Annotated in this window: 20 protein-coding genes and 2 tRNA genes; 12 read left to right on the plus strand and 10 right to left on the minus strand. The window is 65.9% G+C overall.

What is annotated here, in order from left to right:
- Window positions 1-17: 17 nt before the first annotated feature.
- The 3 genes from BGN98_RS12255 to BGN98_RS12265 all read right to left on the minus strand — a co-directional run bounded on the left by BGN98_RS12255 (window position 18) and on the right by BGN98_RS12265 (window position 1606).
- Window positions 18-287: a hypothetical protein gene (locus tag BGN98_RS12255; protein WP_288121538.1), complete on the minus strand. Its 270-nt coding sequence runs from the start codon at window positions 285-287 to the stop codon at window positions 18-20.
- Complete coding sequence (locus tag BGN98_RS12260; RefSeq protein WP_288121539.1) at window positions 284-538, minus strand: WhiB family transcriptional regulator; 255 nt, start codon at window positions 536-538, stop codon at window positions 284-286. The genes BGN98_RS12255 and BGN98_RS12260 overlap by 4 nt, the downstream gene beginning before the upstream one ends.
- Before the next feature lie 867 nt (window positions 539-1405).
- Window positions 1406-1606, minus strand: a complete 201-nt coding sequence (locus BGN98_RS12265; protein WP_288121540.1) for a helix-turn-helix domain-containing protein — start codon at window positions 1604-1606, stop codon at window positions 1406-1408.
- On the opposite strand from BGN98_RS12265, the gene BGN98_RS12270 reads away from it, so the two are divergent.
- The 3 genes from BGN98_RS12270 (at window position 1605) to BGN98_RS12280 (ending at window position 3799) form a co-directional block, all read left to right on the plus strand.
- Window positions 1605-2414 carry a helix-turn-helix domain-containing protein gene (locus BGN98_RS12270; RefSeq protein ID WP_288121541.1) on the plus strand — a complete coding sequence of 270 codons (810 nt, stop codon included), beginning with the start codon at window positions 1605-1607 and terminating at the stop codon, window positions 2412-2414. The genes BGN98_RS12265 and BGN98_RS12270 overlap by 2 nt on opposite strands.
- Window positions 2414-3076, plus strand: coding sequence for a hypothetical protein (locus BGN98_RS12275; protein WP_288121542.1), 663 nt, complete (start codon window positions 2414-2416; stop codon window positions 3074-3076). Before BGN98_RS12270 ends, BGN98_RS12275 begins: the two co-directional genes overlap by 1 nt.
- A 579-nt stretch (window positions 3077-3655) precedes the next feature.
- Entirely contained in the window at window positions 3656-3799 is a 144-nt protein-coding gene (locus BGN98_RS12280; RefSeq protein WP_288121543.1) for a hypothetical protein, read from the plus strand.
- Between the two features lie 427 nt (window positions 3800-4226).
- Here the strand turns inward: BGN98_RS12280 and BGN98_RS12285 are convergent, their stop codons facing one another.
- The 4 genes from BGN98_RS12285 to BGN98_RS12300 all read right to left on the minus strand — a co-directional run bounded on the left by BGN98_RS12285 (window position 4227) and on the right by BGN98_RS12300 (window position 6015).
- Complete coding sequence (locus BGN98_RS12285; RefSeq protein ID WP_288121544.1) at window positions 4227-4613, minus strand: helix-turn-helix domain-containing protein; 387 nt, start codon at window positions 4611-4613, stop codon at window positions 4227-4229.
- A 67-nt stretch (window positions 4614-4680) separates the two neighbouring features.
- Entirely contained in the window at window positions 4681-4914 is a 234-nt protein-coding gene (locus BGN98_RS12290; RefSeq protein ID WP_288121545.1) for a hypothetical protein, read from the minus strand.
- Window positions 4911-5831, minus strand: coding sequence for a hypothetical protein (locus tag BGN98_RS12295; RefSeq protein WP_288121546.1), 921 nt, complete (start codon window positions 5829-5831; stop codon window positions 4911-4913). The genes BGN98_RS12290 and BGN98_RS12295 overlap by 4 nt, the downstream gene beginning before the upstream one ends.
- Window positions 5809-6015: a helix-turn-helix domain-containing protein gene (locus BGN98_RS12300; protein WP_288121547.1), complete on the minus strand. Its 207-nt coding sequence runs from the start codon at window positions 6013-6015 to the stop codon at window positions 5809-5811. Before BGN98_RS12300 ends, BGN98_RS12295 begins: the two co-directional genes overlap by 23 nt.
- Window positions 6016-6142: 127 nt before the next feature.
- Here BGN98_RS12300 and BGN98_RS12305 point away from each other — a divergent pair, with 127 nt between their 5' ends.
- The 3 genes from BGN98_RS12305 (at window position 6143) to BGN98_RS12315 (ending at window position 7775) form a co-directional block, all read left to right on the plus strand.
- Window positions 6143-6679, plus strand: a complete 537-nt coding sequence (locus BGN98_RS12305) for a helix-turn-helix transcriptional regulator (RefSeq protein WP_288121548.1) — start codon at window positions 6143-6145, stop codon at window positions 6677-6679.
- Window positions 6654-6866 carry a hypothetical protein gene (locus BGN98_RS12310; RefSeq protein ID WP_288121549.1) on the plus strand — a complete coding sequence of 71 codons (213 nt, stop codon included), beginning with the start codon at window positions 6654-6656 and terminating at the stop codon, window positions 6864-6866. Before BGN98_RS12305 ends, BGN98_RS12310 begins: the two co-directional genes overlap by 26 nt.
- Before the next feature lie 78 nt (window positions 6867-6944).
- Window positions 6945-7775, plus strand: a complete 831-nt coding sequence (locus tag BGN98_RS12315; protein ID WP_288121550.1) for a tyrosine-type recombinase/integrase — start codon at window positions 6945-6947, stop codon at window positions 7773-7775.
- A 2-nt stretch (window positions 7776-7777) separates the two neighbouring features.
- Here the strand turns inward: BGN98_RS12315 and BGN98_RS12320 are convergent, their stop codons facing one another.
- On the minus strand, window positions 7778-8266 hold the full coding sequence (locus BGN98_RS12320) for a YajQ family cyclic di-GMP-binding protein (protein ID WP_005049876.1): 489 nt from the start codon (window positions 8264-8266) through the stop codon (window positions 7778-7780).
- A 96-nt stretch (window positions 8267-8362) separates the two neighbouring features.
- Here BGN98_RS12320 and BGN98_RS12325 point away from each other — a divergent pair, with 96 nt between their 5' ends.
- Both BGN98_RS12325 and BGN98_RS12330 read left to right on the plus strand, forming a co-directional pair.
- Window positions 8363-8845 carry an FBP domain-containing protein gene (locus BGN98_RS12325; protein WP_288121551.1) on the plus strand — a complete coding sequence of 161 codons (483 nt, stop codon included), beginning with the start codon at window positions 8363-8365 and terminating at the stop codon, window positions 8843-8845.
- A gap of 100 nt (window positions 8846-8945) precedes the next feature.
- Window positions 8946-9027: transfer RNA gene (locus BGN98_RS12330), tRNA-Tyr, on the plus strand.
- Here the strand turns inward: BGN98_RS12330 and BGN98_RS12335 are convergent.
- Both BGN98_RS12335 and BGN98_RS12340 read right to left on the minus strand, forming a co-directional pair.
- Window positions 9018-9869 carry a site-specific integrase gene (locus BGN98_RS12335; protein ID WP_288121552.1) on the minus strand — a complete coding sequence of 284 codons (852 nt, stop codon included), beginning with the start codon at window positions 9867-9869 and terminating at the stop codon, window positions 9018-9020. The two genes, BGN98_RS12330 and BGN98_RS12335, sit on opposite strands and share 10 nt — an antisense overlap.
- A 3-nt stretch (window positions 9870-9872) precedes the next feature.
- Window positions 9873-10328 (minus strand): hypothetical protein, encoded by a 456-nt coding sequence (locus BGN98_RS12340; protein ID WP_288121553.1) that lies wholly within the window; start codon window positions 10326-10328, stop codon window positions 9873-9875.
- A 448-nt stretch (window positions 10329-10776) separates the two neighbouring features.
- On the opposite strand from BGN98_RS12340, the gene BGN98_RS12345 reads away from it, so the two are divergent.
- From BGN98_RS12345 to BGN98_RS12360, 4 genes are all read left to right on the plus strand, one after another.
- Window positions 10777-11232, plus strand: coding sequence for a hypothetical protein (locus BGN98_RS12345; RefSeq protein WP_288121554.1), 456 nt, complete (start codon window positions 10777-10779; stop codon window positions 11230-11232).
- Window positions 11233-11381: 149 nt separating this feature from the next.
- Window positions 11382-12020: a DUF5343 domain-containing protein gene (locus BGN98_RS12350; RefSeq protein WP_288121555.1), complete on the plus strand. Its 639-nt coding sequence runs from the start codon at window positions 11382-11384 to the stop codon at window positions 12018-12020.
- Entirely contained in the window at window positions 12020-12595 is a 576-nt protein-coding gene (locus BGN98_RS12355) for a Swt1 family HEPN domain-containing protein (RefSeq protein ID WP_288121556.1), read from the plus strand. Before BGN98_RS12350 ends, BGN98_RS12355 begins: the two co-directional genes overlap by 1 nt.
- A gap of 149 nt (window positions 12596-12744) precedes the next feature.
- Window positions 12745-12816, plus strand: a tRNA-OTHER gene (locus tag BGN98_RS12360).
- Window positions 12817-13005 lie beyond the last annotated feature (189 nt).

Below are 13005 nucleotides of genomic sequence, written 5' to 3' on the forward strand. Positions count from 1 at the left end.
TCGGGCGGCTGGCGGCGTCAGCACGGAGGCTCGCCGGGGTCGGCGGTCAAGCCTTCCGTGATCTGACCGAACACGAGGAGGTCGTCGAACTGCTGCACGAACTCCTGGACGTTGCGGGTTCGCGCGAGCTCATCGCGGAGGAACGTGATGGTGGTGTCGAGGATGGTGCACAGCTCCGCCCAGTCGTTGGTGGTGGTCGAGATCGTCGGGACGAGGTTGACCTGAGGGTTGCGGTCCTTCTCGCGGACGAGGTGGAGGATCGTGCGGATCACGTCGTGCGGGGTCATGAGCTCTCCTTCGTGGCGTTGATGTAGTAGCGGCCAGCCCAGAAGCCGGCTTTGGGGCGTGCGCGGCGCGCGTACGCGTCGCAGAGGTCGAAGAGCGGGCAGCCGTGGCACAGGCTCCGCAGATCGGCTTTCAGGTCGTTGTCGATCAGGTGCGGGTCTGCGACGAAGTAGGGCACGTCGCGGCAGGCGGGCGCGTGTTCGTCCATCGCGGATGCCAGAGCCGAGTACTCGGCGTCGCCGGCGGCCATCATGCGTCCCCGGCTGGTGAGCGGCGGGGCGTCGTGATGTCCACGACGTCTGTGGCTGTGCGCCGAGGCCGTTGCGCATGGAGCGCCGATCGGCCGTCTTCGCGCCACCCGCATCCGTGGAGGCACCAGCCGGAAACCACGTCGAACTCGTGGGGAAGGTCTCGTACGCACAGGCCAGGCATCATGCGGCGTCCTCGCGGGCTCCGCAGCCTCCGCAGTAGCCCGAGACGCGGTCGTAGCTGTGTGTGTGCGGTCTCGTGGGGCGGCGAGGAGGTTTCCAGGCGTCGGCGGTGCGGCGGGCGTCGCCGCATGCGCCGCAGGGCGCGTTGGTGCCGTTCGGGTGTTGAGGGCAGAAGCGGGAAGGAGGGGCGCTCTCCTCCTCGTTGATCCTCTCCTCCTCTGCGGGACGGTGAGCGTCCCTCGTTGGTACGGTGACCGTCCTCCGTTGGTCAGGTGAGCGTCCTTCGTTCGAGGGACGGTGAGCGTCCTCCGTTACCTCGACGGAGGACGCTGAGCGTCCCGCGTCTGGTCGCAGCGGCCGGCCATGACCATCGAGCAGCAGATGGCGTGCGGGGTGCCCAGGCGCAGCAGGCCGTGACGAGATCAGTCCTGCTGTGGTGAGTGGCTCGAGGGCACGCGTGACCGCACGATGACCAGCCGACCCGGACTTGCCGAGCGCGGTCGCCAACGAGTCGCGACCGGCGTAGAACGCTGGCGCCGGGTCGTCGTCGAGCGCCGTGACCGCCATGAAGAGCAGTAAGCGTGCTGGGGCGTGATCGAGGCTGTGCTCACTGGCGACGGCGAAGGCGGCTTTCACAAGGCCGGCCCCCACGATGCTTCACCGCCTCCCGGCGTGGGCGTGCTCATCGGTCACTCCGCCGGGATCGCAGCGTTGAGCGACGCCAGCAGGCGCGCGTACCGCAAGCGCATACCGCCGCGGGGGCGACTGGTGCCGCTTTCCCATCGCTGGACCGTGTACGGCGTCACGTCGAGTTCGGCCGCGACACGAACCTGTGTCAGGCCGGAGCGCTCGCGGATGCGTCGGGCGGTGCTGGGGTCGAGTAGCTGCATGGCAGCCGCGTCTTCGGTGATGTTCACGTGGCCTCCCTGGTCGGATCACCACAAGTGTTCCGCGATTGTGGTTCGTATTGGTGCTATTGTTGGCACCAATTCGGAAGGACTGATCATGGAGTCATGGCAGGAAGTGTCCGAACTGATCACTCAGTTCGGTGATGAGCGGAACCTTGCTGGTCGTCTGCGCAAGCTGCGCGAGTCCAAGGTCGACGAGAACGGGCGCCCGTGGAGTCAGGAGGAGCTCGCCCGGAGGATGACGGCGGCGGGGTATCCGATGACGCACACGTCTGTCTGGAAGATCGAGAACGCTGACAAGAAGTCCGGTGGCCGGAGTGTTCCGATCGGGGAGGCGATCGGGTTCGCGCGAGTGCTCGGAGTCAGTCTGGCGGAGCTGCTGCTGCCGGAGAGCGCGGTCACCGAATTGGCCGTGTGGCGGGCCTTCCAGGACGCCACGGAGGCGCTCAATGAGGTCCGGCGACAGTGGGCGGTGTACGCCGGCGGCATCGAGCGTGTGCGGGCTGCTGTGGCCGAATCGTCCGGTATCCGTTCGCGGATCGCGGACTACCTCGAATCGGCCGAGGCCGACCGGCTCCGCCAGATCGGGGACGTGTGGATCAATGATGCCGACGATGAGACGGAGCGGCGCACGCGGGCGCAGCTCGTTGCTCAGGATCCTCGACGGTTGCCGGCCGGGGTCGAGGATGGCTATGCACCGACGCCGGCGATCGTCGCTGCGCGGCACGTGCTCGCCGATGACCCCATCGCGCCGTCGATACTCGTCAAGATCAGCGAGGGGGGCGCGTGATGTCGCTCGGTTGGCCGTATGACGCTCGGACGGCGGCGATGCAGGCGGAGTTCGTGCGTCTCGAGGAGCAGTTCTCTCAGGAGTGGGTAGTCGCGATGCGTCAGCTTGCAGGGGAGCGGCTGCCGCAGGAGGAGTTCACCGCGAGGCGCATGCTGCTGCTCAAGGAGGACCTCAAGCGGCGGCGGCGCGAATTCGCGAAGCTGCGCTGGAAGTTCGATGCGACAGGGAAACGGCGCCCGGACCTCGTCGAACGCGACATCCGCCGCGTCGAGAAGTGGGCCCGCGGCATCATCGACGAGTACGCGCAGCAGGGTACTGAGCGCCGGGAGGCGGAGAAGCAAGAGCGGGACCGCAAAGCGGCTATCCGTGAGCAGAACCGCCGCGCACGCCAAGAACACACGACCCTCGAGGATCTTCGAGTCGATCTCGCGGCTACTATCCTCGACGTCCCCACACCGGCGCCCGTGGAGCCCGAGAAACCCGTCGTGCGGTCGCTCGAGGGCGTCCGACCGTCACGGGTCGAGATGGTTTCGAACGACACCGGCATCGCTGACCTGTCCACCGCGACCGACGACGACATCATCACCGCGTACATGACACGCACAGGCATCAGCGAAGAAAACGCCCGCCAGTACCTCACCCTCCTGCAGCCCGAGAGCTGAACGGTTCCTCGCGCGTTTGACGTTGACCGGGACACCCGCCTGGCCAATCTGCTTCACGTGCGACACGTGCGCGCGTGGCCGCCGGCTGACGTCACGGTAGGTCCCCGATCTGCTTCACGCGTAGCGCGCCCGCGCGCATCGTTCGCGTAGTGACTGGTCACTGGTGAAGCCTCAGAGGCCCGTCGATCTGCTTCACGTGTGACGCGCAGCGTTGGGCCGCTGAACGTTCCGCTGTCTGCGCTCGGCGGTATTGTCCGGTGCATGGCTTGGAGCCTCCTGTCGCGGGGTGAGGGCGCACGCTGGAGGAAGCGGTGGCGCATCTCGCGCACCCGCGCTGAGCGGCGTCGTGTCGGTGCTCGGGCGTAGCGTCGCCGGCATGAGGTCTGAGACGGTTCGCCGGATGGTGGAGGTTCCCGGCGTGGGTCGTGTGACGTGCCGGGTGAATGTCGAAGGTGCTGCCGAACGGGTGGCGAGTCGATTCGCGCGTGAAGGATGCGCGGTACGCCGAGTCTGGTCGACTCCTGGAGCCCTCGCGGCTGTCGAGTGTGCGGCGTGCGCTTGGGCTGCTTGAGTAGCGCGGTGTTCGATCCCTCGACTCTCACCGACGAGCAGCGGGAGCGGTACGAGCGTGCGACGGATCTCGCCGCGGAGGCGCTCGTGGAGGCTCGGGCAGAACTCCGAGCGGCCTGGGTCGCCGATCGAGCAAGCCTGGAGGTGCCGTGAGCGCGATGTCGGGCCCAGAGGGTCTCACTCCTGAGCAGTTGGAGCGCCGAGCGAAGGCGTTCGAGCTGTCGGTTGAGGCTTACCTTGACGCGCGCGAAGAGATCCGGGCTGCGGCTGCTGGTGTCGACGAGCCGCCGAGCGGGTGCTGAGGCCGCTACGCGCGTACTGGACGTGCTTTTCGACGCGCCCCGTCGTGGGGCTCGTTGAGCGCGGCGGGATTGTCCCAGCGGCCCGCACCTGGCGGTGCGGGCGACTCCCAGGCCCACCGGGGCCGGCCCGTCACGCTGGTGGAGGTCGTCGAGGTGTTCCGGTTTGGACTGACTCGAAGGATTCGCCGATTCACTGGGGGACGTCACGTTCGTGAGTCGATGTGACCGACCGTACTGATTGCGGCGGGCTCGGGAGACCGGCTCACGTGAGTGTCTAGTTACTTAGTGCCCAGTGAGTGGGCAGGTCGGTTATCCACAACCTGCCCCGCTGAGTGGGCAGGTGGGGTGCCCAGTGAGTGGGCATGTCTGGCCGGATCCTTCTCGGCCAGCTCCCGTGGGATGTGGTTGAGTCGGTACCCGTTCGACCGGCCGCGTATCTTCGCGGTGACAGTGAGCGCTCCGACCAGTTCGAGGCGGCCAAGCGCGTTCTGCACTCCTGACCGTGCGCATCCGAGTTCACGCGCCATGCGGACCTGAGAGGGGAACGAGACGCCGTAGCTGTCGCTGCGGTCGACGAGGTACATCAGGACGAGCGCCTCCTCCTTGGTGAGGTTCAGGGCTGCGATGCCGCCGCGCAGGAGCCACCGGTTGCTGATTTTCGGCATGCCGCCTCCTTCCGGGCGTCGCCGTGCCCTCGCGCGCAGAGTGGCGCGAGGGCACGGCATGGGTGGGTCAGTCGGCGAGACGCTGCAGCTCGTCGTCGACGTGGGGAGCGCGCCGGAGGATGCGAGGACGCTCGGCCGCGCCGGCGGCCACCACCAGAGCTGCTGCGAGAGCACGCGCCTCATCGGGGAACATGCCTGCGGTGTTGCCTGGCATCTCGAGAGTCACGCCTCCCACACCGGCGAAGTCGGCCACGTCGACCTGCAGGGAACCGCCTGCGAAACGGGCATCCAGCATGGTCACGCGGTCACCTCCGTGAGAGCCTCGTCCGCGGTCGGCTCCGGGTTCGGCTGATTCGCCCTGCGGCAAGCCTCCTGCATCCACTGCAGGTCGACCATCAGCGATGCGACCTCTTCTGGGCGGCCGAAGAATTCGGGCACGTAGAGATCGACGTACCAACCAAGTTCATCCCGGTCGTCGACTTCCTTCCTCACCGAGACCTTGTAGTCGATCCGCTTGCCACGGTCTTCCGTTGCATCGAGAACGTGGGTGTCGCCGACGCCGGCGTGCCACTTCTCAAGGCATCGCGGCTCGTCACAGACGATCACGACGGGGCTATCGTCGCGGTTCGTGTATGGGTCGCCGTATTGGAAGGAACGGAACCGCACGTTCAGGGTCTTGTCATCGGCCCAGTCGGCCTCGAGGCGCTGCCAGATCCTCCCGCATGCCCCTCGTCTCGCTGCGTGGACGTAGTCGAGGAGTCGTTCGAGATCAGCCTGAGTTGCGCCTTTGAACAGCGTGATCACGTACGACCGGCGGTCATTCTCGCCGTGTCGTTGGATGCGTAACAGTCCAGCTTCACGAAACCAGGTGCCGCGCGCGTCTCGCCAAATCCGAACGCGGGTACCGACCTTCGTCTTCTGAATCACAAGCGGGAACTCGGCGAGTTCGTCGACCGTGAACACAGAGTTGGCATCGATCAGCCAGTCGCTGGACTCCAAGTTTTTCGTGTCGGCGCTGTAGGCGACGTCGAGTGCAGGAGCGTCTTCGATGGTGATCGTCGGGTCGGCGGCGACTGATCCGGGTATGGCCGCGGCGGCGCGGGCCTTTCGAGTAGACTTGCTCATGAATCTGGTCCCTTCTTTGGGGTCGTGGCCGCCGTCCTGTTCCTGCAGGGCGGCGGCTTTCTTTGTGGGGTCAGGACGCGTCGGCGAACGCATCGGCGATGAACTTCTCGAGGTCGACGCGACGGACGACGACGCGACCGCCGAGCTTGGCGGCCTTGAGTCGTTTCGTGTTGATCAGCCATCGGACGCTGTCGACCGAGCGTCGCAGCCGCTCTGCGACCTCGGCGACGAAGAGGATCTCGGGCTCGGGGGACTGTGCCCCGCCTGCGGTGTACATCGGATCTGCTCCTTGGTATCAGGTTTCTCGAAGTCTGATGGCATCGAGCTTGGAAATTGACTATACATCAGAAATGGCTATTGAGTGCAAGCTCTCACTAGTGGGTTCCTGATACAGTCGTCCCACGATGAACGACCATGACGAACTAATCGGCAGGAACCTCGCCCGCTTGCGCCTCGACGTTTCGCAGACCGAACTGGCGACCAAGATGCGCGCGCTCGGCCACAAATGGACCCAACCCACGGTGGTTTCGATCGAGAAAGGTGAGCGTCCGCTCCGCATGAGCGAAGCACTCGATGTGGCCTCTGTGCTCGGCGTCGATCTCTACGACTTGGTGAAGTATCCGGCGGCGCTCGACTTCTTCCATCAGCAGGTTCGCGCAGAGGATTCCGCTGGCCAGCTTTATGCGTGGGCCCAACGGTACGAGATGGACATACGCGATCTCGCGCGGAAGGCTGCAGCGTACGCCGCGGAGACCGGGGCGACGCTCGACGACGAACTCAAGCTGACGATGGTGGACCTGGGTGTTCCTGCTGACCAGGTCCCGTCCGCGCGTGCTGAGCTGGCGCGCTACGCGCAGGAGGCCATAGAGCACCTCGCCCACAGGGCTATACCCGAGCCGCGGAGGATCGAAGACGATGGCGAGCATCCAGAAGCGCCCTAACGGCAAGTACCGAGCCCGCTACCGCGATGCGGACGGCAAGGAGCACGCGCGCCACTTCGCCCTGAAGCGGGATGCGCAGGCGTGGCTCGACGAGAAGACCGCTTCGATCGTCACTGGTCAGTACGTCGATCCGAAAGCCAGCGCCGTCTCCTGGGCGGCCTGGACGCGGGCGTGGGTCGAGCGGTAGGCGTGGGTGGCGGGAACGGTCTTGGCGGCCGACACGGCCCTCCAGAGCGTCCCATGGAAGGACGAGCGGATCGGGGGAGTGAAGCCCTCACATGTACAGGCGTGGATCACTGCGGAGTCGAAGCGGGGCCTGGCGGCGTCCACGATCCGCACCCGCTTGAACTACGTGCAGATGGCGTTCCGGGCGGCCGTGCGTGACAGGGTGATCGCCGAGAGTCCCGCCGACGGTGCGAAGGCGCCGCGCGTCCGCCGCGCTGAGGTCACGATGCAGATCCTCACCGTCGAACAGGTGCGCGCCGTGGTCGAGGCGGCGGGGGAGTTCCGGCCGTTCGTGGAGGTGTGCCTGTTCGCGGGTCTGCGGCTCGGGGAGGCTGCGGGGCTGCAGCTCGGAGACGTGAACTTCCTCGGCCGCACGATCGACGTCCGCCGGCAGGTGCAAGGTACGTCGATTCCGAGCACGGTCATCGTTCCGCCGAAGTACGGGAGCGAGCGGACGGTGTTCGTGCCGAGCGAGCTCACGGCGTCCCTCTCTGTGCATGTCGCGAAGGAGGGGCTGACCGATCCTGCGGCGCAGCTGTTCCGGACGCCTCTGGGGCGCCTGTGGCAGAGGAACAACGCCGGCGAGGAGTGGCGTCGCATCCGTCGTGCGGTCGGCCTGCCGGACGAGGTCACGCTGCACACGCTCCGTCACACGTACGCGTCGAACCTCATCGCGTCCGGCTGTGACGTCGTCACGGTGCAGCGCGCGCTGGGGCACGCGCAGCCAAGCATCACGCTCAACACCTACTCGCATCTGTGGCCGTCAGCGGAGGACAAGACGCGCGCCGCGACCGCCACTTTTATGGCCGCGGTGATGAGTTCTGCGGACTCTCGGCGGACCGAGGGGAAGAAACCCCAGGTCAGCGGGTAGCCTTACCGGTAGTTGACGAACTGCAGGTCGACGTCGAGGTCGGCCGCCTTCAGCATCCGCTGCACTTCCTGCAGGTCGTCGCGCGACTTGGACTGCACGCGCAGCTCGTCGCCCTGGATCTGTGCCTTGACCGACTTGGGGCCTTCGTCGCGGATGAGCTTGGTGATCTTCTTCGCGTTCTCGGAGGAGATCCCCTCTTTGAGCGTCGACGTGATGCGGTACTCCTTGCCCGAGGCCTGCGGCTCACCCGACTCGAGCGACTTCAGCGAGATTCCCCGCTTGATCAGCTTTGACTGGAACACGTCCAGCACGGCCTTCGCGCGCTCTTCGCTGTTGGCCTTGATGAGGATCGCCTCGCCGCTCCAGTCGATCGACGCGTCGGTGCCCTTGAAGTCGTAGCGCTGCTCGACCTCTTTGCGGGCCTGGTTGAGCGCGTTGTCCGCCTCCTGGCGGTCGATCTTGGAGACGATGTCGAAAGAGGAGTCAGCCATGCGTGGCAGTCTAGCCGCGGCCGTGCGAGCAGGCCCAGGACGCCGAGCGGATGCCGAGCCCGCGCCCGCGGCCGGGCTCTTTCGTAGACTGGACGGATGCAGCCGCTCACGGAGAACCAGGTGCGCGCCGCCCTCGTCAACGCGACACCCGATGAGCTCGACCGCGTGGGTGTTCCGCTCTCTCTCGTGCTCGCGGACTGGGATCACCTCGATTTCCTCGCGTGGTCCGACCCCGACTTCCGAGGTCGCGGCTACATGATCGTCGAGCGTGACGGCGTGCCCACGGGGATCGTGCTGCGCGCGGCATCCGGATCCCGTCCGCGCGCGGCGATGTGCAACCTCTGCCACACGATGCAGCCCGGCAATCAGGTCGCCCTGTTCACGGCGCGACGGGCGGGGGATGCCGGGGATCGCGGCAGCGTCGGCACCTACATCTGCGCCGATCTGGGCTGCCACGAGAACGTCCGCCTTGCGGCGCCGCTCGCGCCGAGCGAGGTGCGTGCCAGCGTCGACCGCCGCATCGACGGGACGCGCCATCGCGTGGAGGCCTTCGTGGAGCGGGTCGTGGCCCCGCTCTGACGCGCGCGATGCGGCCCGTGGTTTTTCGGAACGCGTGCGGCCGGGTAAGATGGTTGATCGCGCCTCCGGTCGACTGCAAAAGCCGGGCGGGTGCGCACTTGGCGAGTTACCCAAGCGGCCAAAGGGATCTGACTGTAAATCAGCCGTCTTCGACTTCGGGGGTTCGAATCCCTCACTCGCCACCCACCGAAAGAGGCCCGGAACTACGCGGAAGTCGCGTGCTCCGGGCCTCTTGCGTTGATTGAGGCGGCTCAGCCGATCCCCACCGAAACCCCACCGATGGCCGGGATGGGTCGTGGGGTCGCGCTGAGCGCGTCGAGCCGGTCCATGTCGTGGGCACCGGCAAACAAGTGCATGTAAGTCGAGTAGGTGAGCTGGATGTGGCCCATCCACTTCGCCACGTCGTGAATGCTGTACCCGCCGCCGCGCAGGCGCTCGCATAGAAGTGGCGGAAGGCGTACCAGACGACCGGCTGCACGCCCGCCGCGACCATCGCAGGCATGACATAGCTCTTATAGACCGACTCGTGGCGGAAGGGAACGTCGTAGCTCAGCGGCGCGCGCTGGCCGGGAGCGCCACCCTTGCGCCTCCCTGGCCACAGGAGCGCGTCGGCGTCGCCCCGGTGAGGGTGCTGGTCGATGTGGCCGTGGAGCGCCAGCAGGAGCGAGCCGGGGAGCGGCGCGTCGCGCGACCCTGCGGCGGACTTCGGAGTGATGTAGCTCCAGCCCTCGCGCGGGGCGAACTGCACCTGGCGACGAACCTCGACGTGGCGGTGCATGAAGTTGATATCGCGGATGCGCAGCGCCTCCAGCTCGCCGGGGCGCAGACCCGTGTACGCGGCGAAGCGCACCACCAGCGCGTAGACCGGCTCGCGCTCAGCCAGGTGGTTGACGATGCCGCCGAAGCGCACGACCCGGACAACAACGGCAGGATGCTCGTGGCTCTCCATGACGATGTGTCCGGGTCGCACGTCGGCGGCGCGCACAACGCGGGTGCGGGGCGAGAGGTTGTGCGCGGTGGGCACGGGTCAGCTCCGCCCAGGGATCTGCGCGACCGGGAGGCGCTCGACGTTAGCGAGATCGACAGTCGAGCCCGCGGGAAGGAGGAACTCGAACGCCTCAGCGCCCACTCCGATCCACACGTTGTCGGCCTCGGCCTGCTGGTAGGAGAGCGCGAGCTTCGCCCTCCGGCGCCAGTCGGTGACGTCCACGTCCGGGTCATCGGTGGCCCAGAGCGTGATGTCGCGTGCACCGTTGTGCGCCAGGTAGCCCTCGGCGTCCAAGTTGACCTTGATGGTGCTCGGGAACACGGTGACAGGCTCGCCTGCACCCGTCACCCTCAGCACCTTCTCCGTCGCACTGAACTCGACGTAGCCCTTCATGGGCAGAGCGTTCGGCGCGGCGTCCTCGTCAGCCGTGTCCGCGATCCCGCTGAGGAACCGACCGTGCACGGTGCCGTAGCTGAATTCCGGGATGCCATCCACGTCACGCCTCCAGGACGGCGGAACGGAACTCGCGCGGCTTCGCTGGTTGCGGTCGGCACGGTCGTCTCGGCGCGCACGCTGTCAGGAAGCACCTTGGGGCGGTGGCTGGGCTTGGTCATGTCTGCTCCTCCGCGGGGCATATCCCCGGATTAAGTCTCGCTCTCCGCATGTGGGTGAATCGGCCGGTACGCAGAATCCGATTGATCGTCTGATCTGCGACTTTGCAAGTCCCGGAGCGATAGTTCTAGCGCCGCGAAGCGCGGTTCCTGTAGGCGCGTGTCCATCGGGCAATGTCCGCACTCAAGACCAGGATGGAGATATGGGTAAACCGTCAACCCGAATACATCAGCAGGGTGAGCGTCTGAACGAGTTTCGTCGCGCCTTCATCGAGCTGGTCAACTCCGCAAAGTCTTCCGGCGAGTGGCCCGCACCGAGGCTGATCCCGAACGTGTCGAACGACACTTGGTCGAAGCTCCAGCGAGACGTAGCCATCGCGGCGGGTGCAGCGCAGGAGGCCTACAGCGCTAACGGCGGCGGCACCTTCACGATGCGGAATGCCGCGCATGTGACGACCGTAAACCCGATCGCCAACTGGCACTTTGCGCTGGAGCGGCCTGACGAGCTGAAGCCGCAAATGGTCGTGTCGGCCGTCGATCTGGCGATCGGGCAGGCGCGCACTCGGTATGAGAGCGCGATCGAGCATGAGCGCGGCCTTGTCGGCGTGATCGCGAGCTTCCTCCGCTGGCCGCAGACCCTGCGTGAAGCAGTCGGCCCGAGCTGGACCCAGCGCACCGTGGCGAGCACCCTCGGCGTGGTCGGACAGATTGTCGTCGGCGGGGTAGCCGCCGCCCTCGGAACCGCGCTGGTGTGGGGCGTGGTCGAGCTCTGGCGCCTCTGGTTCTAGCCGCGCTCGCACGCCTTCGTGGCGAGGATGGCCAGGGACCGACGAAGAACGCACCGGGTGGGCAAGCGCCCTCCGCTGGCGTTCTTCGTGGCTGAGCGCCCAGCGCTGGGGCTCCTGCCTGAGACCTGACGTGCCGCTATGATCTGGCCATGAGTCTGCCGACGGCCTACCTTACGAGCGCAAAGAACACTGGAGACATTCTCCAGGCGATGCAGAGCGCGCAGGCACCTGACCGTTTCACCCAGAAGTTCCTCGAAGGACTTGGGTTTCCGAGTAGCAACGACCGCACTCTTATCAACGTCATGAAGGCACTCGGGTTCATTGACGAGAACGGGGTTCCTCGCAAGCGGTACCACGAGTACCTCGATCAGACTCGCTCGGCCGAGGTCTTAGCGACGGGAATCCGCGAGGCGTATGCGGACCTGTTCAAGATCAATCGGAACGCGCAATCGATGTCCACAAGCGACGTCAAGAACAAGATGAAGACTCTCTCAGAAGGCCAGTTCAGCGATCGTGTCGTGAGCTTGATGGCAAGCACCTTCACCACTCTGGTGAAGTTTGCGGACTTCAACGCCGCTCCTGCCGAGCCCGCGCCTTCTTTCGACCCAGAGCAAGGCGCAGGGGCGGAAATCAACGCGTCCCCACAGCCGGATACCCACCATCCTCGGGAGAATCGACGCGGGTCGTCGTTGGGACTCGTCTACAACATCAACATCCACTTGCCGGAGTCGCGTGACCCCGCGGTGTACGACGCCCTATTCCGGGCACTCAAAGAGCATCTGGGTTGATGGACGACCGCTTCTACACCTTCCTGTCTCGTGGGCTTCTTGCAGAAGAGGCGCTCGACGCGGCTGGTCGTCCGCGTCGAGTATCTGTGGATGTCACGTCCGCCGGTATCTCGGAAGCGCTGAGTTTCGAGCTCTTTGACCCCGACATGCTTGAGCAAGCGCAGTTGATGTCTCTTGTGTATGCAGCGATCGCTGCATTCGAGCACTCAGTCCGCAAGTTCGTGTCGCGCGTTCTCCTCGACGAATTTGCCGAGGAGTGGTGGGAGAAGGGCGTGTCCAAGAAGATCCGTGAGTTTGCGGAGAGCCGTCGTGATGACGAGGAGAAAACCAAGTGGCACGGCGTGAGGGGTGATGATCTGCTGAGCTACACGGAACTCGGGCATTTGCCAAACATAATGCAGCAGAACCTGCAGCTGTTCGAGCCATATGTACGTCGGCTGGACTGGGCCACCTCAATCTTCGGCACGATCGAGCGGTCGAGGAACGTGATCATGCATAGCGGAACGCTTGAAATGCCGGATGTGGAGCGCATCGGGATACTGATGCGCGACTGGAACAAGCAGGTTGGCCTGTAGCGACGCCCGTCCAGCGCGGAACCCCACGGAAACCCCACCAGCCACGCCTGACCAGGGCTGACCAGCGACCGCCGATCTCGCCCGCAGAACCGCGTGATTCCGGGCGAGAACGGGCATCGCCGGTCAACCCTGGGTGTCCCTGGTTCTCGGGCGAGTCGCTAGGGCGAACAGCTGTAAATCAGCCGTCTTCGACTTCGGGGGTTCGAATCCCTCACTCGCCACCCACCGAAAGGGGCGCTTCGCAGTTGAGGGTGTAGCCGGGGGTCGGGCGGCGGTGGCTGGATAGGGGTCGAGGTCACCCGGGACCGGAAGTTCCTACACTCACCATCCGGAAGACCTCGACGTGCTCAACGCTACCTTCGCCGCGCCTTGCCTCACCACGTTCTGCCGCCTCGATGAGCTCGGCCTCG

The sequence above is a fragment of the Microbacterium sp. 69-7 genome, from assembly GCF_001897985.1.
GTDB lineage: Bacteria > Actinomycetota > Actinomycetes > Actinomycetales > Microbacteriaceae > Microbacterium > Microbacterium laevaniformans.

What these genes read in the sequence shown, in the direction of transcription:
- BGN98_RS12255 (WP_288121538.1), bottom strand. Translation starts at nt 287, where the DNA reads ATGACCCCGCACGACGTGATCCGCACGATCCTCCACCTCGTCCGCGAG.
- BGN98_RS12260 (WP_288121539.1), bottom strand. Translation starts at nt 538, where the DNA reads ATGATGGCCGCCGGCGACGCCGAGTACTCGGCTCTGGCATCCGCGATG.
- BGN98_RS12270 (WP_288121541.1), top strand. Translation starts at nt 1,605, where the DNA reads ATGGCAGCCGCGTCTTCGGTGATGTTCACGTGGCCTCCCTGGTCGGAT.
- BGN98_RS12265 (WP_288121540.1), bottom strand. Translation starts at nt 1,606, where the DNA reads ATGCAGCTACTCGACCCCAGCACCGCCCGACGCATCCGCGAGCGCTCC.
- BGN98_RS12275 (WP_288121542.1), top strand. Translation starts at nt 2,414, where the DNA reads ATGTCGCTCGGTTGGCCGTATGACGCTCGGACGGCGGCGATGCAGGCG.
- BGN98_RS12285 (WP_288121544.1), bottom strand. Translation starts at nt 4,613, where the DNA reads ATGCCGAAAATCAGCAACCGGTGGCTCCTGCGCGGCGGCATCGCAGCC.
- BGN98_RS12295 (WP_288121546.1), bottom strand. Translation starts at nt 5,831, where the DNA reads ATGCGTTCGCCGACGCGTCCTGACCCCACAAAGAAAGCCGCCGCCCTG.
- BGN98_RS12300 (WP_288121547.1), bottom strand. Translation starts at nt 6,015, where the DNA reads ATGTACACCGCAGGCGGGGCACAGTCCCCCGAGCCCGAGATCCTCTTC.
- BGN98_RS12305 (WP_288121548.1), top strand. Translation starts at nt 6,143, where the DNA reads ATGAACGACCATGACGAACTAATCGGCAGGAACCTCGCCCGCTTGCGC.
- BGN98_RS12310 (WP_288121549.1), top strand. Translation starts at nt 6,654, where the DNA reads ATGGCGAGCATCCAGAAGCGCCCTAACGGCAAGTACCGAGCCCGCTAC.
- BGN98_RS12320 (WP_005049876.1), bottom strand. Translation starts at nt 8,266, where the DNA reads ATGGCTGACTCCTCTTTCGACATCGTCTCCAAGATCGACCGCCAGGAG.
- BGN98_RS12325 (WP_288121551.1), top strand. Translation starts at nt 8,363, where the DNA reads ATGCAGCCGCTCACGGAGAACCAGGTGCGCGCCGCCCTCGTCAACGCG.
- BGN98_RS12350 (WP_288121555.1), top strand. Translation starts at nt 11,382, where the DNA reads ATGAGTCTGCCGACGGCCTACCTTACGAGCGCAAAGAACACTGGAGAC.
- BGN98_RS12355 (WP_288121556.1), top strand. Translation starts at nt 12,020, where the DNA reads ATGGACGACCGCTTCTACACCTTCCTGTCTCGTGGGCTTCTTGCAGAA.